The organism is Phaeobacter sp. S60 (assembly GCF_000826845.1).
Taxonomy (GTDB): Bacteria; Pseudomonadota; Alphaproteobacteria; order Rhodobacterales; family Rhodobacteraceae; genus Phaeobacter; species Phaeobacter piscinae.
In genome coordinates this window covers 97,960-119,898 of record NZ_JSWJ01000002.1, presented here as the reverse complement: position 1 = coordinate 119,898, position 21,939 = coordinate 97,960, and the positions used below count along the sequence as shown (strand labels likewise).

The 21,939-nt window shown below is 63.5% G+C and carries 14 protein-coding genes; 5 read left to right on the top strand and 9 right to left on the bottom strand.

Annotated features, from left to right (window positions below):
• Nucleotides 1-23: 23 nt before the first annotated feature.
• The 7 genes from OO25_RS01380 to OO25_RS01350 all read right to left on the bottom strand — a co-directional run bounded on the left by OO25_RS01380 (nucleotide 24) and on the right by OO25_RS01350 (nucleotide 6,299).
• Nucleotides 24-785, bottom strand: coding sequence for an SDR family oxidoreductase (locus tag OO25_RS01380; RefSeq protein WP_040178119.1), 762 nt, complete (start codon nucleotides 783-785; stop codon nucleotides 24-26).
• 66 nt (nucleotides 786-851) lie between these two features.
• Nucleotides 852-1,271 (bottom strand): alternative ribosome rescue aminoacyl-tRNA hydrolase ArfB, encoded by a 420-nt coding sequence (gene arfB / locus OO25_RS01375; RefSeq protein WP_040178118.1) that lies wholly within the window; start codon nucleotides 1,269-1,271, stop codon nucleotides 852-854.
• A 365-nt stretch (nucleotides 1,272-1,636) separates the two neighbouring features.
• Nucleotides 1,637-2,269 carry a queuosine precursor transporter gene (locus tag OO25_RS01370; RefSeq protein WP_040178117.1) on the bottom strand — a complete coding sequence of 211 codons (633 nt, stop codon included), beginning with the start codon at nucleotides 2,267-2,269 and terminating at the stop codon, nucleotides 1,637-1,639.
• Nucleotides 2,270-2,450: 181 nt separating this feature from the next.
• A complete protein-coding gene (locus OO25_RS01365) occupies nucleotides 2,451-3,380 on the bottom strand; it encodes an esterase-like activity of phytase family protein (protein ID WP_040178116.1) in 930 nt (309 codons plus the stop codon).
• Entirely contained in the window at nucleotides 3,353-4,276 is a 924-nt protein-coding gene (mepA, locus tag OO25_RS01360) for a penicillin-insensitive murein endopeptidase (protein WP_040178115.1), read from the bottom strand. Before mepA ends, OO25_RS01365 begins: the two co-directional genes overlap by 28 nt.
• Nucleotides 4,273-5,637, bottom strand: coding sequence for an MFS transporter (locus tag OO25_RS01355; RefSeq protein WP_040178114.1), 1,365 nt, complete (start codon nucleotides 5,635-5,637; stop codon nucleotides 4,273-4,275). Before OO25_RS01355 ends, mepA begins: the two co-directional genes overlap by 4 nt.
• 74 nt (nucleotides 5,638-5,711) lie before the next feature.
• Nucleotides 5,712-6,299, bottom strand: coding sequence for an acyl-CoA thioesterase (locus tag OO25_RS01350; protein ID WP_040178112.1), 588 nt, complete (start codon nucleotides 6,297-6,299; stop codon nucleotides 5,712-5,714).
• A 134-nt stretch (nucleotides 6,300-6,433) separates the two neighbouring features.
• On the opposite strand from OO25_RS01350, the gene OO25_RS01345 reads away from it, so the two are divergent.
• The 3 genes from OO25_RS01345 (at nucleotide 6,434) to yaaA (ending at nucleotide 9,817) form a co-directional block, all read left to right on the top strand.
• Nucleotides 6,434-6,721: a YggT family protein gene (locus OO25_RS01345; RefSeq protein WP_014873231.1), complete on the top strand. Its 288-nt coding sequence runs from the start codon at nucleotides 6,434-6,436 to the stop codon at nucleotides 6,719-6,721.
• A 223-nt stretch (nucleotides 6,722-6,944) separates the two neighbouring features.
• Nucleotides 6,945-9,023: a DNA helicase RecQ gene (gene recQ / locus OO25_RS01340; RefSeq protein ID WP_175304792.1), complete on the top strand. Its 2,079-nt coding sequence runs from the start codon at nucleotides 6,945-6,947 to the stop codon at nucleotides 9,021-9,023.
• Nucleotides 9,024-9,052: 29 nt separating this feature from the next.
• Entirely contained in the window at nucleotides 9,053-9,817 is a 765-nt protein-coding gene (yaaA, locus tag OO25_RS01335) for a peroxide stress protein YaaA (RefSeq protein WP_040178110.1), read from the top strand.
• Between the two features lie 27 nt (nucleotides 9,818-9,844).
• Here yaaA and OO25_RS01330 read toward each other — a convergent pair whose 3' ends face one another.
• Complete coding sequence (locus tag OO25_RS01330; RefSeq protein WP_040171677.1) at nucleotides 9,845-12,139, bottom strand: response regulator; 2,295 nt, start codon at nucleotides 12,137-12,139, stop codon at nucleotides 9,845-9,847.
• Nucleotides 12,140-12,287: 148 nt separating this feature from the next.
• Here OO25_RS01330 and OO25_RS01325 point away from each other — a divergent pair, with 148 nt between their 5' ends.
• Nucleotides 12,288-17,756 carry an alpha-2-macroglobulin family protein gene (locus OO25_RS01325; RefSeq protein WP_369808841.1) on the top strand — a complete coding sequence of 1,823 codons (5,469 nt, stop codon included), beginning with the start codon at nucleotides 12,288-12,290 and terminating at the stop codon, nucleotides 17,754-17,756.
• Between the two features lie 59 nt (nucleotides 17,757-17,815).
• Complete coding sequence (gene pbpC, locus OO25_RS01320) at nucleotides 17,816-19,843, top strand: penicillin-binding protein 1C (RefSeq protein WP_040178149.1); 2,028 nt, start codon at nucleotides 17,816-17,818, stop codon at nucleotides 19,841-19,843.
• 34 nt (nucleotides 19,844-19,877) lie between these two features.
• Here the strand turns inward: pbpC and OO25_RS01315 are convergent, their stop codons facing one another.
• Nucleotides 19,878-21,938 carry a membrane protein gene (locus tag OO25_RS01315; protein ID WP_040178109.1) on the bottom strand — a complete coding sequence of 687 codons (2,061 nt, stop codon included), beginning with the start codon at nucleotides 21,936-21,938 and terminating at the stop codon, nucleotides 19,878-19,880.
• Nucleotide 21,939: the final 1 nt, after the last annotated feature.

Sequence of the window (21,939 nt, the reverse complement as noted above, 5' to 3'; positions counted from 1 at the left end):
CGCCCTGCCGCCAAGGGCCGTGGTCAGATGCAGCGGCCGCCGTCTACTTCCAGGGCAACGCCGGTGACCATGCTGGCCTCATCCGAACAGAGATAGCAGGCGGCATTTCCCATATCCTCCGGGGTGGAGAAGCGGCCGATGGGGATGGTGGAGAGGAATTTCGCGCGCAGCTCCGGCGTGTCTTCCCCCATGAAGGTTTTCAGCAGTGGGGTTTCGCCCGCAACCGGGTTGATGGCATTGACGCGGACGCCTGACGCAGCAAGTTCCACTGCCATGGTGCGGGTGGCGGTGATCATCCAGCCCTTGGAGGCATTGTACCAGTTGAGGTTCGGGCGCGGAGAAATGCCGGCAGTGGAGGCGACGTTGAGGATCGCGCCGGACTGGCGGGATTTCATATGCGGCACCAGCGCGCGGGCGGTGAGATAGACCGATTTCATATTCACCGCAAAGACGCGATCGAAGTCGTCTTCGCTGACATCTTCGAGCGGGGTGGGCAGGTGGCTGATACCGGCGTTGTTCACCAGAATATCGACCTGGCCAAAGTGATTGAGCGCTGCCTGTGCCATCTGATCCACTGAGGCGCGGTCAGAGACATCGACGGTCTGGGCGATGGCCCGGTCTGCTCCATAGGTTTCGCAAGCGTCCGTCGCAACTGCAGCAGCGGCGTCGCCGTTGATATCCGCAATCATCACCCGCGCGCCCTCTGCCAGGAATTTGGTGGTGATGCCGGCGCCAAAGCCCGAGGCCCCGCCGGTTACAATGGCGCATTTTCCTGCCAGCCGCATATGCTCTCTCCCCGATTGACTTTGCGGCAGCTTGGCCGAGCGCGGCGGGCAGTGCAATTGCCTGTGTTAGTCGAGGTCGATCTTACCGCGCGTCGCTTTGACATCACTGCGCTGGCGTTTGGCATCAAGGCGGCGGCGCACAGAGCCGCGCGTGGGTTTGGTGGCGATGCGGCGTTTTGGCGGGACCAGAGCCTGACGGATCAGCTCGGCCAGCCGCTCACGGACCAGATCGCGATTGCGTTGCTGCGAGCGGGTTTCGTCGCATTGCAGGATGATGGCGCCATCCTTGGTCCAGCGGCGCCCGGCCAGTCGTTTTAGGCGGGACTTCACCGCAGGCGTCAGCGCCGGAGAGCGTGCGGCCTCGAATCGCAGTTCAACGGCTGAGGAGACCTTGTTCACGTTCTGCCCGCCGGGGCCGGAGGCGCGCATGAAGCTTTCGGTCAGTTCCCAGTCCTGCAGGGCGATGGTGTCGGTGATACGCAACATGAGAGGGAGCATAAGGCCGCTGGTCCGGGAGGTCCAAGCGAAAGCCGGGGTGGTGCCGTCACTGTGGGCTCTGCGCCACGCAAAAAGGGCCGCCCCATGCGAGGCGGCCCTTTCCGAAAGTCTGTAAGAGCAAAGGCAGGTTAGGGTCTGCGACCCAGCCGGATGGCTGCTGCCAGAGAGGGCTGCCTCAGAGGCCCGCCGCTCCGGTTGTTGCTACGCCTTGCTCCAATACCTTTCTTGACACTGGATCACCTCCTTTTCTCTTTGTTTCCGTTACCTTTGATGGTGGCACGGAACGGGCGGATCTCCAAATAAAAACTGAAGTGTTCCTATTTATGGTGTCAGTAGAGGTGTCAGCAGGGCGGTCAGTTGGCTGCCGCCTTGGCGCGGGTCAGGCGGGCCACGATCAGGCGGAAAGGCACCAGAGCCAGCAGCGCCAGCGCCACCTTTACGCCCCAGTCGGCCACCGCGAGCGAGACCCAGAGCGGGGCGACAGGACCAGTGCCGAGAACCGGCAGCATTTCTCCGGCCCAGCTGACGTCATTGCCGGGTTCCAGCCAGACCAGCGCGCTGGAAAAGGCGATGCTGAAGAACAGCGCGGTATCAACGGAGGCCCCGATCAGGGTGGAGGCCAGCGGCGCATGCCACCAGGCGCCATTGCGCAGGGCAGCAAAGATCGAGACATCCAGCAGCTGTGCAGTGAGGAACGCGAGACCAGAGGCAACGGCGATGCGCAGGGTCACCAGCGGGCCGAATTCGCCCATGATCTGCGTCCCGATCAGCGAGCAGATGACGCCGACGACAAAACCGGCCAGCACCACCCGGCGGGCGGGGCCGGTGCCGTAGACGCGGTTGGTCACGTCAGTGACGAGAAAGGCGATGGGATAGGTGAAGGCGCCCCAAGTCAGCCATTGGCCGAACAGGAATTGCACCAGAATGTTGGAGGCCACCACAACGGCGGCCATGGCAAGAATGCCAGGAAGATAAGAGCGTGTCATTTTGCAGTCCGTTTTTTAGACAAGGTCGCGGAGACTTGTTTCGCCAATGCGAAAGATCAGGCCCAATAGCGGAAAAGCTGCGGTTTGGGCAAGGGTTTTGTCAGGGCGGGCGCCTGTGCCGTTTCTGTGTCGGTGCCGGTGTAGGTACCTGTGTTGATGCCGGTGCGCGGCGTGTGAGGACCTAGTCAGGCAGCCGGTATTCCACCAGTTCGGTGCGTTGCAGCGATTTGAAATTGTCGTCGGAGACCATGGTGGCACGCAGCGCGCCGCTTTGATCACGCCAGATCGACACGCCTTCCAGATTGTCGTGCAGCCCAAGGCCGGTTTCCAGCAAGGTAACCTCACCGCTGATGCCATCCGGCGTGAGATCCCAGCGCCGCAGACGGCTGCGAAATCCGATCAGGCCGAAGTTGCGTTCCAAGAGGTAGAAGCGCCCGTCAGGCCCGAAATCCGCCCCCACGGGCAGGAAATTGCCCCGGCTGGGCAGCACGAAAGGGCGATCCCAGCGGGTCCCGTTCCAACGCCAGACCGGAATATCACCCGCCGCAGTCAGGGCGCGTTCCGGCAGGGTGTAGAGATGGCCCCTGGTGTCGATGGCCAAGGCTTCAAGTGCCTTGTTCAGAGGCAGGCGGCGGAACGCTTTGGGGCGCGGCAGGACCTCGGCGCGGCTGTCGCCCCGGCGGTGACGGGCCACGCGCGAGACGCCTTCGAAGGAGATGAACAGAGTGCCGTCGCGCGCCACGGCCAGACCTTCGGCATCGACGATGCGCCCGCGCAGGAGCGCGCCATCGGAGGCGCGCAGCCGGTGGGCTTCGGTCGGGGTCACCGCCTTGATCGGTTGCATCGCCTCCGGGCTGCGCTCAATCCGGGCGGTGACGATGGTGGCGCGGTCGCTGACCACGGTCATCTGCCGCCCGTCCGCTGACAGGGAGAGCGCCGAGAACCCGCCGAACCATTTGGCAGGGTGGGTCCAGCGATAGGCCGCAATGAACTGCGCTCCGCCGGGCTGGGCGGCGGAGGCGACAGGGCGATAGGCCACCAGCGCGGTCAGGGCGAGGCCAAGGGCGGTTGCGACGCCGAGGCTCAGTTTGATTGCAGAACGACGGCGCATTGCTGTGGCAGATCCGATAGGGTGTAGTCACGCCGGGGCTTGGGCTTTGGCGCATTGGGGTCGCGGGGTTTTGGGGGTGGTGGGCTCAGGATGTCCTTCACCCATTGGCGGGCATCATCGCAACCATCACCGCGGGGCGGTGGATCCTGATTGACGCAGCCGCGGGCACCGGGCGGGCATTTCAGGCGCACATGGAAGTGGTAGTGGTGGCCATACCAAGGCCGAATTTTACGCAGCCAGTCGCGGTTGCCTTTCTCGTCGTTGCACATCTGCACCTTGGCGCCCGGAAAGACAAAGATCCGGGCGACGCGATCATCCTTGGCGGCGGCGCGCAGGATGGCGTGATGCTGAGGGGTCCAGTTGGAATTGGTATAGGCGCCCTTGGCCCGGCGCAGAGAGATCGAGGAGATCTTCTCGCGTTCGGCCACGGACAGATCGAGGCGCTTGGCCGGCAGCATCCAGATATCGGCATCCATGCCCATCTGATGGCTGCGGTGACCCGACAGCATCGGCCCGCCGCGTGGCTGGCTGATGTCGCCGACATAAAGCCCGTTCCAGCCGCTCTGGCGGGCGGCGACACGGCTCAGATCCTTGATGAAGTCGATGGTTTCGGGATGGCCCCAGTTGCGATTTCGGGACAGGCGCATGGCCTGCCAGGTGGGACCGGTCTGGGGCAGCTGTTCCGCGCCTGCGACGCAGCCCTTGGCGTAGGAGCCATGCGGCGCAGGTTTCTGGGCTGAGCCGCTACGCTTGGCCCCGAACAGCTGTTTTGCGGGCACACCGGTGTCGGCAGAGCGGCTGACCACTGGGTTTACGGTGGGCGAGCGGCTGTCCGCGGCGGGGCCGCAGGCGGTTAACAGGAGGGCGGTGAGGCCGATGTATCGACTGAACTTCAACTCTGGTCTCCTTCTGCATTGACCCAGCGCAGGACGATGAGCCCGATAATGAACAGGAAAATGACCGGTGCAATCCCAAGGCGGGCGCTGCCGGTCAGGGTGGTGGCGATGCCGATCAATGCAGGTGCAAGAAAGGCAGTTGCGCGCCCCGAAAGACCATAGAGGCCAAAGGCCTCGGTCGCGGTTTCCGGGGTGGTGTGGCGCACCATCAGGCTGCGGCTGGCGGCTTGCAGAATGCCACCAAAGCCGCCGATCAGCACGCCGCAGGCGAAGAACACAGTGTCAGGCAGGCCGGAGCCTGCAGCGAGGGTGACGCCAAAGAACTGGTCGCGCGACATGTTCACGACCAGAAAACACACAGCCGTCAGTACCAGGATCGACAGGGTGATAACGGGTTTCGGGCCAAACCGGCGATCTGCGAGACCACCCAGCCAGCTGAACAGCGCCGAGGAGATCACCGCGATGATACCGAAGATACCAATGAGGGTGATTTCCCAGCCCAGCACCAGCCGCGCGTAAATTCCGCCAAAGGCATAAAGCCCGTTCAGCGCATCGCGGTAGAGCATCGACGAAATCAGATAGCCGGTCAGGCTGGCGCGGTGGCGCAGGTTGGCGATGGCGCGCCCGACCGAGCGGATGGCATCGCGAAACCGGCCCCGTGTGCCGGTGATGGCATCATCATGCACCCAGCGGAAATAGGGGATGATGAAGACCGCGAACCAGATCGCTGTCAGCGGACCGGCGGCGCGGGTGCCTTCGCGAAGTGCTGCATCCAGTCCCAGAATGGGGTCGATGCCGATCAGGGTCTTGCCGTCGGCTTGCTCGACAAACAGCGTCAGCATCAGAAACAGCGCGATCACCCCGCCAAGATATCCGATGGCAAAACCGGTACCGGAGATGGTGCCGACATCTTCCTTGCTGCCAAGTGACGGCAGCTGCGCGTTGACGAAGATCAGCGCAAATTCGGCACCGATGAAGCCAACCCCAAAACTGATGAGCATCCACCACAGGTTCGCGCCGCCGGGATCCATGAACCACAGCCCCCAGGCGCCGATGATATACATCAGCGAAAAGACCATGATCCACGGCAGTTTACGCCCGGAAATATCGGCAAGGGCGCCAAGGAACGGCCCGCCAAGACCAATCAGCAGCCCGGTGATGGTGAGGCACATCGACCAGACGGTTTGCGCCTGCGCCTTTGCGGCCTCCTCCGCCAGCCCTTGGGTGAGGTAATAATCGGCGGCCACAGCAGCAAAGAAGGGCGCAAAAACGAAGGTCACCAGCAGCGTGTGATAGGGCTGACTGGCCCAGTCAAAGGCCCACCAGCCCCAGATGCGCTTGCGCATGGAAATCTGCGTCATGCCTCGTCTTCCCTCGCCCGATGCCTGTCGTGGTCTTTTGTCGTTACCTTTTGGTATGACAGGCCGGTGTGGGGTTAGGCAAGCGTGTCCTCAGCAGCCGACACGCCGGAAGCTACGGTTTGTGTCGGCATCATCGGTGGCCAGGGGCGGCCTGCATCGGCCTCGCACCAGGCCTTGATCCAATCGGGCATCTCCGGCGCGGCACGGTCAGTGCGGCCGATGGTTTTCAGCACCTCCTGCGGCGAGACGATCCCCTTGGCGTCGGTGATCGCGGTGCGCAGCATCACGTGGCTGGCGCAGTCCCCATTGGATTTCCACATGGATTGTTCGAGATAGATGAAGCGATCGTCCCAGGCGACCGCGCGGCTGCGCATCTCAAACTGTTCAAACCCGCGAATACGACGCCGGAACCGCACGGTGGTGCCCGCAACCGTCATGCCCCAGCGACGGCTGCGCAAAGCCCCGATCAGGCCGACACGCTGGGCCAGCATGGTGCGGCCCAGATCATAGAGCGTCATCGCACGACCGTTGTTCAGCTCCATCCAGATGTCCAGATCCCAAGGCCAGCAAATGTGGCGCGAGACATGGGTCTCAGTCAGATCCAGCGGCGGCATCCGCCGGGCAACCAGCAGATCCTTGATCAGGCGGACGATGGGAAACATGGGAACGATCTCCTGTATAATGTACCCGTGTTGCCATGTGTTTACAGCACGTCAACCGCAACCTCGCGGCAGTCTTGCGATTTTGCGCGGGCACGCTTACCTGTGAACAGGCTCCAAAAAGGGAAATTAAAGAGATGCTGTCGCTGTTTCAAATTCTGATGCTGATCCTGGACATCGTCTGGTTCTTCATCATTGCCCATGTGATCATGAGCTGGCTGATCAATTTTCAGGTTCTGAACCTCAATCAGCAATTTGTGGCGCAGGTCTGGTATGGTCTGAACCGCTTGTTAGAGCCGCTATATGCCCCCGTTCGCCGTATCCTGCCGAATATGCAGGGGCTGGATCTGGCGCCGCTGGTAGTGTTGATCGCGGTTTACGCGCTGCGGATCATTCTGACCAACAATATCGCGATGTTCTACTAGGCCTACAGGCCGCAGCGCCGCTGGTCAGAGAGATCATGCGCGTTTCGATCTACAGTTGGACCGCCACGGCATGGGTCGCTGGCGGTCTTTTTCTGTCTGTGCGGCATTCTGCATAGGGGGTCCGGCCCTTGCCGCCTGAATCTGGTTGTGGGATTGTGGCGGTAAGACGAGCAGATCACCAAAAACGAGGCCCACCGCCCCTATGTCCGCAGTTTCGCCGGAAATGACCGCCCCCAGTGGTGCGACGTCACCTGCCGTGTCCGCAACCGATGCAACACCGCTGTTGCGCGAGATCTTCGGCTTTGACCGGTTTCGCCCCGGTCAGGAAGAGATCGTTGATGCGGTGACGGCTGGCGAGAATGTTCTGGCGATTATGCCAACCGGCGGCGGCAAATCCCTGTGTTTCCAACTGCCGGCACTGCTGCGCGAGGGGGTCACGGTGGTGATCTCGCCATTGATAGCGCTGATGCGGGATCAGGTGCGGGCACTGCAAGAGGTGGGCGTGACCGCCGGGGCGCTGACGTCCGGCAATACGGAGGAGGAGACCGAAGCGGTCTGGCAGTCCATTGAGGAGGGGCGGCTGAAGCTTCTGTATATGGCGCCGGAGCGTCTGGCCTCGGGGGCGGCGATGGGCATGTTGCGACGTATCGGTGTCAGCCTGATCGCGGTGGATGAGGCGCATTGCGTCAGCCAGTGGGGGCATGATTTCCGCCCGGATTACCTGCGCATCGGGGAATTGCGACGTGCCTTGGATGTGCCTTTGGCAGCCTTTACCGCGACGGCAGATCAGGAAACCCGCGAGGAGATTGTCGAGAAGCTGTTTGATGGCGAGGCGCCGCGCAGTTTCCTGCGGGGGTTTGATCGGCCCAATATTCATCTCGCCTTTGCCACCAAAGACAGCCCGCGCCGACAGATTCTGGAATTTGCGGCCGCGCGAAAAGGGCAGTCCGGTATCGTGTATTGTGGCACCCGCGCCAAGACCGAAGCGCTGGCGGCGGGGCTGCGAGAGGCGGGCCACGCGGCCTGCTACTATCATGGCGGTATGGACGCAGAAGATAGGCGAGGCGTGGAGACCCGCTTTGCCCGCGAGGATGGGTTGATTGTGGTGGCAACCGTTGCCTTTGGCATGGGGATCGACAAGCCAGACATTCGCTGGGTTGCCCATGCGGATCTGCCCAAATCCATCGAGGCCTATTATCAGGAAATCGGCCGTGGTGGCCGGGATGGCGCGCCTGCTGAGACGCTGACCCTGTTCGGGCCGGAGGATATTCGCCTGCGCCGCAGCCAGATTGACGAAGGGCTGGCGCCTGCGGAGCGGCGCGGGGCAGACCACGCGCGGCTCAATGCCTTGCTGGGGCTGGCGGAGGCGCTGAAATGTCGGCGGCAAACCCTGCTGGCCTATTTCGGTGAGGCGGCTGAACCCTGCGGCAACTGTGATCTCTGTGACCAGCCCGTGGATGTGTTCGACGGCACCACGGCGGTGCGCAAGGCGCTGTCGGCGATCCTGCGGACCAATGAGACCTATGGCTCGGGGCATCTGATCGACATTCTGGTGGGCAATATCACCGACCGGGTGCGCGACAAGCGGCATGATGATCTGTCGGTTTTCGCCTGTGGCAAGGAATACGGCAAGCGGCAGTGGCAGGCGGTGTTCCGGCAGATGATGGGGCATGATCTGGTGCGCCCGGATCCCGAACGCCACGGTGCCTTGCGGATGACCGAGGCGGCGCTGCCGGTGCTGCGCGGCGAGCAGGATATTGCCCTGCGCCGCGACACCATCAGTTCGGCCAAGCGCAGCCCTGCGGTTAAGGCGCTGGTGTCTGATGAGGATGCGCCGCTGCTGTCGGCGCTGAAAGCCAAACGCCGCGCGCTGGCGGAGGCGCAAAAAGTGCCGGCCTATGTCATTTTCCCGGATCGAACCCTGATCGAAATGGCAGAAACACGTCCCGATACGCTGGACAAGATGGCGCGGATTGGCGGTGTCGGCGCCAAGAAGCTGGAGCGCTATGGCAGCGCATTCCTGGCGGTGATCACTGGTGAGAGTGAGGCGCTGCATCCGATGCGGCGCAAGTTGGCCGGGCGCGATGCCGGGTCGCTTTATGATGCGTTGATGGAGACGCAGACCCGTCTGGCGCGGGGCGATGACGGCACCGACAAACCGCTCAGCTGTTCTGCGGCGCAGCTTGCGAAACTGGCGCAGATGCGTCCTCAGGACGAAATGGCGATCACAAGGCTGTTAGGGGAGCGCCGCGCCGAACGTTTTGCGGCGGCGTTTCTGGACGTCCTGCGCGGCGCGGGCTAGGTCTTGTCCAGAACAAACGGGGGCAGAAAATGCTGGTAGTGACTTCTCCGGCGAAAAAGCTGGACTGGAGCGAACGCGACGTTGAGATGACGTGGCCCGCCATGCATGACGCGGCGGTGGAACTGGCGTCGGTGGCGCGCGATCTGTCGGTCGCCGATCTGATGAAGCTGATGCATATCAGCGAGGATCTGGCAAAGCTGAACTATGAGCGGTTCCAGAGGTTTGCGGTTGATCCTGGCGCGGATGACATTCGCCCGGCGGCGCTGGCCTTTGCGGGCGATACCTATCAAGGGCTGGAGGCGGCGTCGCTGGAGGCTGAGGAGATGGGGTGGGCGCAGGATCACTTTCGCATTCTGTCGGGCCTATACGGTCTGTTGCGGCCGCTGGACGCGATGCAGGCCTACCGGCTGGAGATGGGGTCACGTCTGAAAACCGAGCAGGGCAAGACCCTTTATGACTATTGGGGGCGCGAAATCTCTGATGCGCTGAATGCGCAGGGGGAGGCCGTGGACGGCGATGTGCTGGTGAACTGTGCCAGCCAGGAATATTTCGGGGCCGTGGATCGTGATGCGCTGAAGCTGCGCGTGGTGACGCCAGTATTCATGGAAGACAAGAACGGGACGCCCAAGGTTGTCAGCTTCTACGCCAAGCGGGCGCGGGGCGCGATGGCGCGGTACATTATTCAGAACCGGCTTACCGATCCCGCGGCATTGCTGGATTTTGACAGCGGCGGCTATCGCTACATGCCGGAGATGTCGCAGCCGGATCAGCCGGTGTTTCTGCGCGCGGGCTGATCGCAAGAGGAGCAGGGGACTGCCGGGTCAGGCGGCACCAGTCTGGGTGATCGTCTCGTGGGTGAGAGGCGCTGCCTCCGCCGGGAGATAGGCGTGAATGCGTTCATGGATCAGCGCCTTGCGCAGGGGTTTGGTCAGGTAATGATCCAGCCCTGCAGCGAGAATGCCATCGGAATCACCGGCCATGGCATGGGCGGTCAGCGCGATGATCGGGACGTAGGTGCCCGTGCCGTGTTCCAGCGCGCGAATTTTCTGGGTTGCTTCCTTGCCATCCATGACCGGCATGGAAATGTCCATGAAGATCAGATCCGGCTGAAATGACTGATATGCCTCCAGCGCCTCTATCCCGTTGCTGACAAATTGCAGGTCTATGTTCAGATCCTTCACCATCTTGCGGAAGACAAGCTGGTTGGTGCGATTGTCCTCTGCGGCCAGCACCCGCATAAGCCGCTGCGTCGGGCGCGTGCTGACGGCGGCGAGAGGAGGGGGCGCGGCCGGAGTAGGCTGGGGTGGATCGGGATCTGTTGCGACGCTGCTCAGCTCTGGTGGTGTCACCACGGTTTCGGGAGCGGCAGAGGGGCCGGTCGCTGATCCGCGGCCGGGCAGTTCGACCAGCCTCTGGAACAGCTCATCCCGCTGGATCGGTTTCAGAAGCACGCTGTCCGTCACCGATTGCACATCTGAATTGCTGGATGCAGTGGGATCGCTGCTGAGCATCAGAATCGGCACCTGCGCAAAAGGTCCAGAGCGCAGTTTTTGTGCCAGTTCGATACCATTCTGATCTGGCAATTGTTCGTCGCAGACCACCAGATCAACATCGTCTGGCATGCCGGCAATCGCAGCGGCGCCGTTGTCAAATACCGTGACTTCCAACCCCAGCATGGCCAATTGTTTGCTGAGCACATCGCGCATCACCGATTGCGAATCAATGACGGCGATCTGGCACAACCCCTTGGGCAGGGTGGGAATACTGGTGGAGGCGCCTTCCGCCAGCGGCAGTTCCATGCGGAAGCCAAAGCAGGATCCCTTGCCCTCCTGGCTTTCGACCCAGATCTCACCGTCCATCAATTCAATCAGGCGTTTGGAGATCGCAAGGCCAAGGCCGGTGCCCTCAAACTGGCGATTGCGCTCATCCTCGACCTGATTGAACTCGCCAAAGATGTCCTGAACCTTCTCCTCTGGGATGCCGATGCCGGTGTCTTCGATCGTGACGTGGATTGAGGAGACTTTGTCATCCGCATTGGAGATGCCGGTGATTTGCAGCGCGACATGCCCCTCGGAGGTGAATTTTACCGCGTTGCCCACGAGATTGGTAAGAACCTGACGAATGCGTCCGGGGTCCCCGACAAAGCTGGTTGGCAGGAACAGGTCATAATCCAGCAGCAGTGTCAGCCCCTTGTCCCGCGCGGTGGGCTGCAACAGCATCAGCACCTCATGGACGCTACGTTCCAGATCAAAGGGTTCGGGGTGCAGCTGCAGTTTCTGCGCTTCGATTTTGGAATAATCGAGCACGTCATTGATGATGACCAGCAGCGCCTCTCCGGAATTCTTGATCGTGTTGGCGTAGAGCTGCTGTTCCTCGCTCAAATTGGTGTCGCTGAGCAGCTCCGCCATGCCGACAACCCCATTCATCGGGGTGCGAATCTCGTGGGACATATTGGCAAGGAAAGCGGATTTTGCTCGGTTTGCAGCCTCAGCCCGTTCACGGGCGGCCTGCAACTCTTCCTCATATTGAACGGTAGAGGTGATATCGAGCGCAAGGCTGACCATATCACCACCGTGGCCACGTTGATCCAAGAGCCGCAGGTAGCGATCATCCCACATCCGCACGACCACCGGTTCCGGGGAGGGGGACAACCAGCGTTCCGACATCTGCGCGCGCCAATGATCCGGGTCCTGTTCGCCGGTGTTGACCAGCCCCTCATCGGTGAGGATCTGCAGGATCCGCACGTAGGAGACGCCCGGCGTCACCTCCTCCAGACCGTCGAACAGATCGAGATAGGCGGTATTGGCGCCAATCAGTTTGCTGTCTGAATCAAAAAAGGCAAACCCATCCTGAAAGGCTTGGATCGAATGCCAGAGACGACGCTCGGCGCGCTCGACTTTCTCATTGGCAGTCGAGAGATCCGATTTCACCTTGGCATTTTCGTCGCGGACAGTGGCCACTTCCGCTTGCGTGACACCAATTTGCCGGGTCAGGGCCAGGGCATGGCGCCCCAGTTTGCGGTTGGCTGCCGAAAGCTCCGCCTGCTTTAGCTCAAGCAGGCGTTCCGCCGCGAGACGCGCGCGTCGTTCTTCCGTCAATCTGTCAGCAAGGTTCATCCCTGCGAACTCCACATAAAACCAACACGACTTGTCCGCCCTAGTCTGGGGGGCAGAGATTAAATTGAGATTAGCCCATCTGTTACGCTGCGATATCTTGCCATGGCGTTAACCCCATGCCAGCCTTGAGACTGGTTTGGAGGGTTCCATGGTACGCGTTCTTGTTCCGTTTATTGTAGTTTTGTGCGGTTTGATAGTTCAACCTTTAGTTGCATATGCTGATTCATTTTTTCCTGAAACCAGATACGCCGTACGACGTGACACCGATCATTTTGGCGCTGACTTGGGGGCGCTATTTGACACTGATTTGCGTAGCTGTGCACGGGCCTGTTCGGCACAGGTGGATTGCGTCGGGTTCGCTTTCAACAGCCGATCGAACGCCTGTTTCCCGAAATCCGCGATGGATCAGCCATCGTCCTATGAAGGCGCGTTTTCGGCGCATAAGCTAACCAGTAGCCGCGCCCAGAGGCAGGCGGCGGAGGTGCGGGCCGCTGCACTGAAGGGGGTGCAGAAAAATGACCTGGCGCAGGCGGCAAAACAGGCTCAAAACCTTGGGTTGCGCTTTCCCATAGGGGGAGGCAGCGTTGATGACCTGGTTGCGGCGGCGCAGAGCGCGTCGCCCGGGACAGGCTTGCGTTGGATTGCGGAAGCGGTGGTGCTGAGTGACCGGAGCGATCTGTGGCTGGACTATGCCCGGCGGCTGTTGCGGCAGGAGGTGCAAGGATCGGCGCAGCGGCGCGCCCATGAGGCGGCCCTTTCGGCGGCGCTCAACAGTTATCTGCGTGGCCCGGATGATGCCGCTGAGGCGCAGGCTCTGGCCACTGCGGCCAGGGCATTGGAACAGCTGGGGCGCGGGCGTGCTGCGCTGGCAGTTCTGCGGCTGGCGGCTGAGCGGGACAACAGCCCGAAACTGGCGGCCCGTCTGGACGACGCAATTGCCAAATTTGGATTTCGGGTCACCGGAAGCCGGGTAGAAAGCGACAGCGCATCGCCCCGTATATGTGTCGAATTTTCCGAAGATTTGGCACCAAGCGGGGTCGTCTACGATGATTTCATCAAGCTGGCGGATCCGCGTCTGGTGGCTGAGTCGGCGGGGCGGGAGCTTTGCGTGGATGGGGTCGATCACGGCACCCGCTACCGGCTGATGCTGCGCCGGGGGCTGCCTGCCGGCAGCGGTGAGACATTGGCCAAGGATGTGACGCTGACCCATTACGTGCGGGATCGCGGGCCGAGTGTCCGTTTCTCCGGTCGGTCTTACGTATTGCCCAAGGGCGATCAGGTGGCGGTGCCGGTGGAGACGGTGAATGCCACCACGCTGGAGCTGCGCCTGCGCCGTGTCAGTGACCGCAATCTGCTGCGCAGTCTGCAGGAGGACTACTTTGCCCGACCGCTGTCGCAATGGCAGGAGGAACAGTTTGCCAGCGATATCGCCGAGGAGATCTGGAGCGGCACCGCCGAGGTCTCGCAGACATTGAACCAAGCGGTGACCACACGACTGCCGCTGGATCAGGCGCTGGCGGATCAACCGGTGGGGATCTACGCGCTGAGTGCGCAGCTGCCCGGCGCCGACCCTTATGAGAGCCCGGCCGCGACCCAGTGGTTTGTGCTGACCGATCTGGGGCTGAGTACGATGCTGGGCAGTGACGGGTTGCATGTGCAGGTGCAGGGGCTTTCCGATGCTGCGCCGCGTGCTGGTGTGCGGGTAGAGCTGATCTCCAACGCCAACGCCGTCTTGGGAACTGCGGTGAGTGATGCCGAAGGCTATGCGCAATTTGATGCGGGTCTGACCCGTGGACAGGGCGCGTCTGCTCCGGCTGTCCTGATGGCGCAAACGGGCGCGGCAGGTGAGGCTGCCGCTGATTTTGCCTTTCTTTCGCTGCGGGATGCCGCCTTTGACCTGTCGGATCGGGGCGTTGAGGGGCGCGTGGCGCCAGGGCCGGTTGATGTGTTTTTGACCACGGATCGCGGCGCCTATCGTGCCGGAGAGGTGATCCATGCCACAGCCCTTGCCCGTGATGCGACGGCGCAGGCGATCGCGGGCCTGCCGTTGATCGCGGTTCTGACCCGCCCCGATGGGGTCGAATATGCCCGGCTGATTTCGGATCAGGGGGTGGCTGGCGGGCATGTCTTTGCGCTGTCGGTGGGAGAGACCGCGCCGCGTGGCACCTGGCGGTTGTCGATCCTGTCTGATCCCGAGGCACCGGCACTGGCTAGCCGACAGATTCTGGTTGAGGATTTTCTGCCTGAACGCATTGATTTCACCCAGACACTGACAGCAGCGACCGGGCAGGCGTTGCGCCCCGGTACCAGCAGTCCCTTGCGGATTGAGGCGCGGTATCTGTTTGGTGCGCCGGGCCGGGATCTCAGTATCGACGGCGAGGTCACGCTGCGCCCGGCGGATCAGGTGGCGGGCTGGGACGGCTACCGCTTTGGCCGCTACGACGATGTAGTATCCCCACAAAGCCGCCATTTCGGCGGCGCGCGGACGGATGCGGAGGGGATCGGGACGCTTTCGGTGGCACTGCCCGAGATTGAGGCGCTGGGGCAGCCGCTTGTCGCGGAGGTGACCACCCGTCTGAGTGATGGCAGCGCCCGCCCGGTTGAACGGCAGCGGAGCGTGGCCCTGCAGCCGGACGGCCCGGTGATTGGCATCAAACCGCTGTTTGAGGATGTTGTCGCAGAGGGCGATGCGGCGCGGTTTTCCATTGTCGCGCTGGCTCCGGATGGCAACCCGCAGGATATGTCGGTCACGTGGACGCTGAACCGGGTGGAAACGCGCTACCAGTGGTACCAGCTTTACGGTAACTGGAACTGGGAGCCGACGACCCGTCGCAGCCGTATTGCAACCGGCGCGGCGCAGGTGAATGCCACCACGCCACTGGTGCTGGACCAGCCTGTCGATTGGGGCAGATATGAGTTGGTGGTGGAGCATCAGGGCGTGCCTTATGTCGCGGCGTCCAGTGATTTCTATGCAGGCTGGTACGTCCCGGACGAGGGGGCGGATACGCCGGACCAGCTGGAGGTGTCCTTGGATCGTGACAGCTATGAGCCGGGGGATACTGCCCGCCTGCGCGTGGTGAGCCGTGCGGCCGGAACCGCGCTGGTGTCGGTGATGTCGAACCGGTTGATCAGCCGCCAGATGGTCGAGGTACCTGCGGGGGAAACCGTGGTCCCGCTGAATGTTACCGCTGATTGGGGCAGTGGTGCCTATGTTTCTGCCATGGTGGTACAGCCGCTGGAAGGCAAGGCGGATCAAAGTCCGACCCGGGCGCTGGGGCTGGCGCATGCAACGGTCATCCGCCCCGGACAGGAACTGCAGGTGGCGCTAGACCTGCCCGAGGTGGCCCGGCCACGCAGGACCGAGCTTGCCAAGGTTGAGGTGCGCGGCGCCGCCCCCGGTGAAGAGGTCTGGCTGACACTGGCGGCGGTTGATCTGGGGATCCTCAATCTGACCGGATTTCAGAGCCCGGACCCGTCGGCGCATTACTATGGCCAGCGACGGCTGGGGATGGAGCTGCGCGATTTATACGGACGGTTGATTGAGACTGGCACCGGGGCGCTTGGCCGGGTGCGTTCGGGCGGGGATGCGGGCGCGGGGATGCGGTTGCAGTCGCCACCACCGACGCAGGATCTGATGGCCGTGTTTTCCGGCCCGGTGAAGCTTGACGCGGAGGGGCACGCCGAGGTGCCGATCGCGCTGCCGCCCTTTAACGGAACGGTACGGGTGATGGCTGTGGCCTGGTCACAGGGTGCGGTGGGTCAGGCCGCCGAAGACATGCTGGTTCGGGATCCGATTGTGGTCAGTGCATCGGCACCGCGGTTCCTGGCGCCGGGCGATAGCAGCCGGGTGCAGATCGAGGTCACCCATGCGGATGGTCCTGCTGGTCGGCTGGAGCTTGCGGCCCGCACCCTTGGGGCGGGGCTGGAAATCGGGGCGCTGCCTCAATCGCTTGACCTGGCGCCTGGCGGCAGCGAGACCGTGATCCTGCCGGTTGCGGCGCTGTCCGTTGGCGACCCGGAGATAGAGCTGACGCTGACTACGGCTGAGGGCGAAACCCTGATCCAGACCCTGCGCCTGCCGGTGCGGGCCAATGATCCAGCGGTTGCGACCACCCGCCGTTTCCAGTTGGCGGCGGGGAACAGTTTCCTATTCTCCTCTGACGTCTTTACCGGATTGCGACCGGAGGGCGCGCGGGCGGTGATGTCTGCCGGGCCACTGGCGCGGTTTGATGTGCCGGGGCTGCTCAACGGGTTGGATCTCTACCCCTATGGCTGCACCGAACAGGTGACCTCGCGCGCATTGCCGTTGCTGTATCTGTCATCGGTGGCAGAGGCCGCGGGACTGGGGAATGCGCCTGAGGTCACCGCAAAGATCGACGGCGCCATTCGGCAGGTGCTGGCGCGGCAGGCCAGCAACGGTGGCTTTGGCCTGTGGCGCGCCGAAAGTGGTGATTTCTGGCTGGATGCCTATGCCAGCGATTTTCTGAGCCGTGCGCGGGCGCAGGGCTATCAGGTGGCCGACACCCGGTTCCGTCAGGCGCTGGACAATCTGCGCAACCGGGTCAACTACGCGCCCGATTTTGACATGGGTGGCGAAGATATCGCCTATGCGCTGTTGGTTCTGGCCCGCGAGGGCGAGGCGGCAATGGGGGATCTGCGCTACTATGCGGATGTGAAGGCGGGCGATTTTGCCACGCCGCTGGCGGTGGCGCAGGTGGGGGCGGCTCTGGCGACCTATGGCGATCAGCGTCGCGCAGATCAGATGTTCGCCCGTGCCGCTGCGATGCTGCAAGGCGCTGATCCCGATCCAACCCTGTGGCGCGCCGACTATGGCAGCCTGCGCCGCGATCAGGCCGGGGTTCTGGCCCTTGCCAGTGAGGCCGGGTCCGACGCGGTGGACCGTCGCGCCCTGAGTGCGGGGTTGGTCGGGGAGGGTCGGGGGCTCTCCACACAGGAAAGCGCCTGGACGCTGATGGCGGCCCATGCGCTGATTGGTGGGGATGGCGGATCCGGGTTGCTGGTCAATGGGCAAGCCGCAGATGGCCCCATGGTTGAGGTGCTGGACGGTAGCCAAGATCAGGACCCGCTGGCGTTGACCGCTGCCTCCGGTAGGGATGTGGACATCACGCTGACCACGCTGGGTGTGCCGCTGGTTGCGGCCCCTGCGGGCGGAACCGGCTACAGCATCGAACGCAGGTACTATTCGATGGAAGGTGAGGCGCTGACGCCGGATCAGTTCACCGTTGGTGACCGGTTTGTCACGGTGCTGCGGGTGGTTCCGTTTGAGCCGGTTGGCGCAAGATTGATGATCAATGATCCGCTGCCTGCGGGGCTGGAGATCGATAACCCGAGCCTGCTGCGCTCCGGTGATGTGCGCGGTCTCGACTGGCTCACGCTGAGCGAGGCCCGCCATGCGGAGTTCCGTGCGGATCGGTTTCTGGCGGCGATCGACCTGCGGCGTGGGCGCGGTGGAGAGGCGGGCTCGCCTGTGACGCTGGCCTATGTGGCGCGCGCAGTGACGCCGGGTCTGTTCCATCATCCGGCGGCCTCGGTTGAGGATATGTATCGGCCTGCCTATCGCGCTCGCACCGCGACGGGCCGCGTCCAGGTCCGGTGATCCGCCCGTTGGCTCCGGCCCTGCGTCGTTTCCGGCGATGGCGTTGGATCACTGCGGCTTTGATGGGCCTATGTGCGGTCGCGGTGATCGGCGGTGTCGCCTTTGATGATTGGGTCGATAAGACACCGATGCCCGCGACGCTGGCGGAGACTGCCACAGAGGTTCGCGACCGCAACGGGCAATTGCTGCGGGCCTATCCGGTGGCGGATGGGATCTGGCGTATGGCTACAACGGTGGATCAGGTCGACGCGGGCTATCGCGCGATGTTGCTGCGCTATGAGGACAAGCGATTCTATGACCACAGCGGTGTCGATGCGCTGGCGTTGTTGCGGGCGACGGCACAGGCCCTGTGGCGGCGGCGGGTGGTCTCAGGCGGGTCAACGCTGAGCATGCAGGTGGCGCGGCTGTTGGAGGATGGCAGTACCGGGCGCTGGGCGGGCAAGCTGCGGCAGATCCGGCTGGCGCTGGCGTTGGAACGCCGCCTCAGCAAGGCCCAGATTTTAGAGCTGTATCTGATCCACGCGCCGTTTGGAGGCAATCTCGAAGGGGTGCGGGCGGCGAGCTATGCCTGGTTCGGCAAGGAGCCGTCGCGGTTGACCCCGGCAGAGGCTGCGCTGCTGGTGGCGTTGCCGCAGGCCCCTGAGGCGCGTCGCCCGGATCGCGCGCCGGAAAAGGCACGGCTGGCCCGCGACCGGGTGTTGCAGCGGATGCGTAATGCCGGGCTGCTGACGGCTGACGCAGCTGAGGCCGCAGCGCGGGCGCCGATGCCACGGCGCATGCGGGGTTTTCCACAGCTGGCGCCACATCTGGCGGATGATCTGGTGGCAGAGACACCGGAGCAGGCGCGGATTGATCTGACCCTTGAGGCGGGACTGCAGCAGCGTCTGGCGCAGCTGCTGACGCAGAGTGTGGCGCTGCAGGATGCGAGGCTCTCGGCGGCGGTGCTGGTGGCGGACCACCGGAGCGGCGAGATCCTCGCCTCTGTCGGATCGTCCGGGTACCGCGATGATCTGCGGCAGGGGTTTGTCGATATGACACGCGCCCCACGGTCCCCCGGATCGACGCTGAAACCGCTGGTTTACGGTCTTGCCTTCGATCAGGGGCTGGCCCATCCCGAGACACTGATCCACGATGGTCCGATTGATATTGATGGCTATGCACCGCAGAATTTCGATGGCCGCTTTCGGGGGGATCTGCGAATCCGGCGGGCGCTGCAGCTGTCGCTGAACACACCGGTGATACAGCTGATGCAGGCATTGGGCCCGGCGCGGCTGATGGCGGCGTTGCGGCGAGGCGGCGCGCACCCCCGGTTGCCCGGTGGCAAGCCAGGGCTGGCGGTGGCGCTCGGTGGGGTCGGCGTGTCGCTGCGGGATCTGGTGCAGGTTTACGCGGGGCTGGCGGCTGGTGGGCAAAGCCCCCGGCTAAGGGCGCGTCTGGATGCCCCTTACGAGCGGATGCCGCGTCTGGTGAGCAAGGTCTCCGCCTGGCAGATCGGCGATATTCTGCGCGGCGTGCCACCTCCCGCCGGGGCGCCTGCGGGTATGGTGGCCTATAAAACAGGCACATCCTACGGGCACCGCGATACCTGGGCGATCGGATGGGATGGACGCTACGTGGTGGGTGTCTGGCTGGGGCGGGCGGATGGCACACCGGTGCCGGGAGCCTTTGGTGCGGAACTGGCGGCGCCCCTGCTGTTTGAGGCCTTTGGGCGGATTGGTCGTGGGTTTACACCTTTTCCAGCTGAACCTGCCTCGACCCTGCGCGTTGCGACGGCGGAGTTGCCGCTGCCGTTGCAGCGCTTTGACAGGGGGGGTGTTGGTGGCCCGCCCGGTGCGCGGCTGCAGCTGGCCTTTCCTCCGGATGGGGCTGCTCTGCTGCTGGCGGAGGGCGGGCAGATGACCCTGCGGATCAAGGGCGGCGAGGCGCCGTTTCTGGTGCTGGCCAATCAGACGCCTGTGGTGACCGGTGCCCGCCGTCGCAGCATCGATTTGCCGGGACTGGACCGCGGGTTTTCAACGCTGGTGGTGGTCGATCGTAACGGCCGGTCGGATCAGGTGCGGGTGCGCATCACCCGCCCCGACGAGTAATTTTCAGGGAGCTGTCCGGTTCCGGGATGTGGGATCAGCGCCGCCCCTCGCGCAGCCATCCTGCGATGATCGCGGCGCTGGCCATCAGCAGAACCAGCCAGGCGGGCAGCAGCGGTGTCTGCCTGACCGAAATGGTGCGATAGGCGTTACGCGGCGTCAGGCCGATCCAGCCGCGCCCTGCTGCGACACGTCCGGCACGTATATTGCGCAGGCTGGGTATGCCATCATGCAGCGCCCGCACGCCGCCGCGTGTCTGCGCTACAGCGGCGGTCATGACCTCTCCGGTGGCGATGGTCTGCTCAAATTCGCGCGGGGCCGCAGGGCCGAGGCCGATCACGGTGGATTGCTCCCCTTCCTCCAGCCGGTAGAGGCCGGGTTCCGGTCCCTCATAGCGGCCTTCCCACCGGCCAGGTGCGGTCTGGGTCAGGGTGACCGTAGCGGTGCTGCCATCCGGAGTGGTGATGGTGACCTCGCCGACATCCGCGTCAAGACTGCGGCGCTGGATACGCATGCGCTGGCCGGTGGCCTCGGCGGAGAGGACATCCTCCTCCAGCTCTGGCTCTTTCATCATCCAATGGGCCAGACGGCGCAGCAGTTCCAGCTGAGGGCCGCCGCCCTCATATCCCCTGCTCCAGAGCCAGGCATGATCGGAGGCCAAGAGCGCCACCCGCCCTTCCTCAACACGGTTCAGCACAAGCAGGGGGCGGGCGTCGACGCCGCTCATCAAAACATGGCCTTCGGGCACGTCGACTTCGATCTGCCGCAGCCAGCGGCCCCAATCAGCGGCGCCGGTCAGATCAGCGGTGACAGGATGGCGCTGGCCGAGATCAGTGATCTCGGGCCGGTAGGCACGTTCCAAGACCCGCGCCGAGGGGCTGGCGGGCAGAATACTGGAGAGCGGTGAGCGATAGATACTGTCGGCGCTGGCAAAATCCGGCCCGGCGGCGACAAGAACAGCGCCACCGCGCTGCACGTAGTCGGCCACATTGTCGAGGTAGATCGCGGGCAGAATGCCACGGCGTTTGTAGCGGTCAAAGATGATCAGATCGAAGTCGTTGATTTTCTCCAGAAACAGCTCCCGCGTGGGGAAGGCAATCAGCGACAGCTCATCCACCGGCACGCCATCCTGTTTTTCCGGCGGGCGCAGAATGGTGAAATGCACAAGATCCACGGCGCTGTCGGATTTCAGCAGATTGCGCCAGGTGCGCCCGCCGGGATGTGGCTCACCCGAGACCAGCAACACACGCAGGCGGTCGCGGACGCCGTTGATCTGGACCAGCGCGGCATTGTTGCGATCCGTCAACTCACCCTCGGCGGTGGGGACGGTGAATTGGATTACGTTGCGCCCCCCATGAGGCAGCGTCAGCGGCAGGTCGAAATCGACACCAACAGGCAGGTTGAAGCGCTGCGGCTCGGCGCCACCGATGGAAATTGCCAATTCCGCCAGTGCGCCCGCAGGCGGGGCGTCGCCCTGATCCTCGATCCTGAGGGTCAGGGTCACCGGTTCGCCGATGATGGCAAAGCTCGGGGCGTTCTTCACGATCAGCCGCCGGTCCCAATCACCGGGGCGGCCGGTCAGCAGCAGATGCAGCGGGGCCGGTAGGGCCGGGGTTTGTGCAATGTCATGGATCTGACCATCGCTGAGCGCAATGATCCCGGCGACCCGTCCACGTGGCACATTGGCCAGCGCCTCTGCCAGCGCGCCCATCAGGAGGGTGCCGCTGTTGTCGCTGCGGCCCTCGCGGGCGGGCACGTTGTCGATCGGAATCCGACGGACCTCGGTATTGGCCCGCTGGGCGAGGGCGGCTTCCAGCGCGGTCACGGCGGCGCTGGTCTGCTCGCGGCGGTCGGAAAGGGACTGGCTGGCGGTTTTGTCCTCCAGCACCAGCACGATATCATTGAGCGGGGCGCGGTCCTCAATCTGATAAACCGGACCGCTGAGGGCGCCGATCAGGACAAGGGCTGCAAGGGCACGCAGTGGCCATCCGGCCAAGCGTTTCCAGACCGCGAGACTGAGTACTGCCGTGGAAAGGGCTGCCAGCAGCCAGATCACCGGCCAGGGGACCAGCGGGTCGAAGAGGATGGTCTGCGTCATT

What these genes read in the sequence shown, in the direction of transcription:
- OO25_RS01380 (WP_040178119.1), bottom strand. Translation starts at nt 785, where the DNA reads ATGCGGCTGGCAGGAAAATGCGCCATTGTAACCGGCGGGGCCTCGGGC.
- arfB (WP_040178118.1), bottom strand. Translation starts at nt 1,271, where the DNA reads ATGTTGCGTATCACCGACACCATCGCCCTGCAGGACTGGGAACTGACC.
- OO25_RS01370 (WP_040178117.1), bottom strand. Translation starts at nt 2,269, where the DNA reads ATGACACGCTCTTATCTTCCTGGCATTCTTGCCATGGCCGCCGTTGTG.
- OO25_RS01365 (WP_040178116.1), bottom strand. Translation starts at nt 3,380, where the DNA reads ATGCGCCGTCGTTCTGCAATCAAACTGAGCCTCGGCGTCGCAACCGCC.
- OO25_RS01355 (WP_040178114.1), bottom strand. Translation starts at nt 5,637, where the DNA reads ATGACGCAGATTTCCATGCGCAAGCGCATCTGGGGCTGGTGGGCCTTT.
- OO25_RS01350 (WP_040178112.1), bottom strand. Translation starts at nt 6,299, where the DNA reads ATGTTTCCCATCGTCCGCCTGATCAAGGATCTGCTGGTTGCCCGGCGG.
- OO25_RS01345 (WP_014873231.1), top strand. Translation starts at nt 6,434, where the DNA reads ATGCTGTCGCTGTTTCAAATTCTGATGCTGATCCTGGACATCGTCTGG.
- recQ (WP_175304792.1), top strand. Translation starts at nt 6,945, where the DNA reads ATGACCGCCCCCAGTGGTGCGACGTCACCTGCCGTGTCCGCAACCGAT.
- yaaA (WP_040178110.1), top strand. Translation starts at nt 9,053, where the DNA reads ATGCTGGTAGTGACTTCTCCGGCGAAAAAGCTGGACTGGAGCGAACGC.
- OO25_RS01330 (WP_040171677.1), bottom strand. Translation starts at nt 12,139, where the DNA reads ATGAACCTTGCTGACAGATTGACGGAAGAACGACGCGCGCGTCTCGCG.
- OO25_RS01325 (WP_369808841.1), top strand. Translation starts at nt 12,288, where the DNA reads ATGGTACGCGTTCTTGTTCCGTTTATTGTAGTTTTGTGCGGTTTGATA.
- OO25_RS01315 (WP_040178109.1), bottom strand. Translation starts at nt 21,938, where the DNA reads ATGACGCAGACCATCCTCTTCGACCCGCTGGTCCCCTGGCCGGTGATC.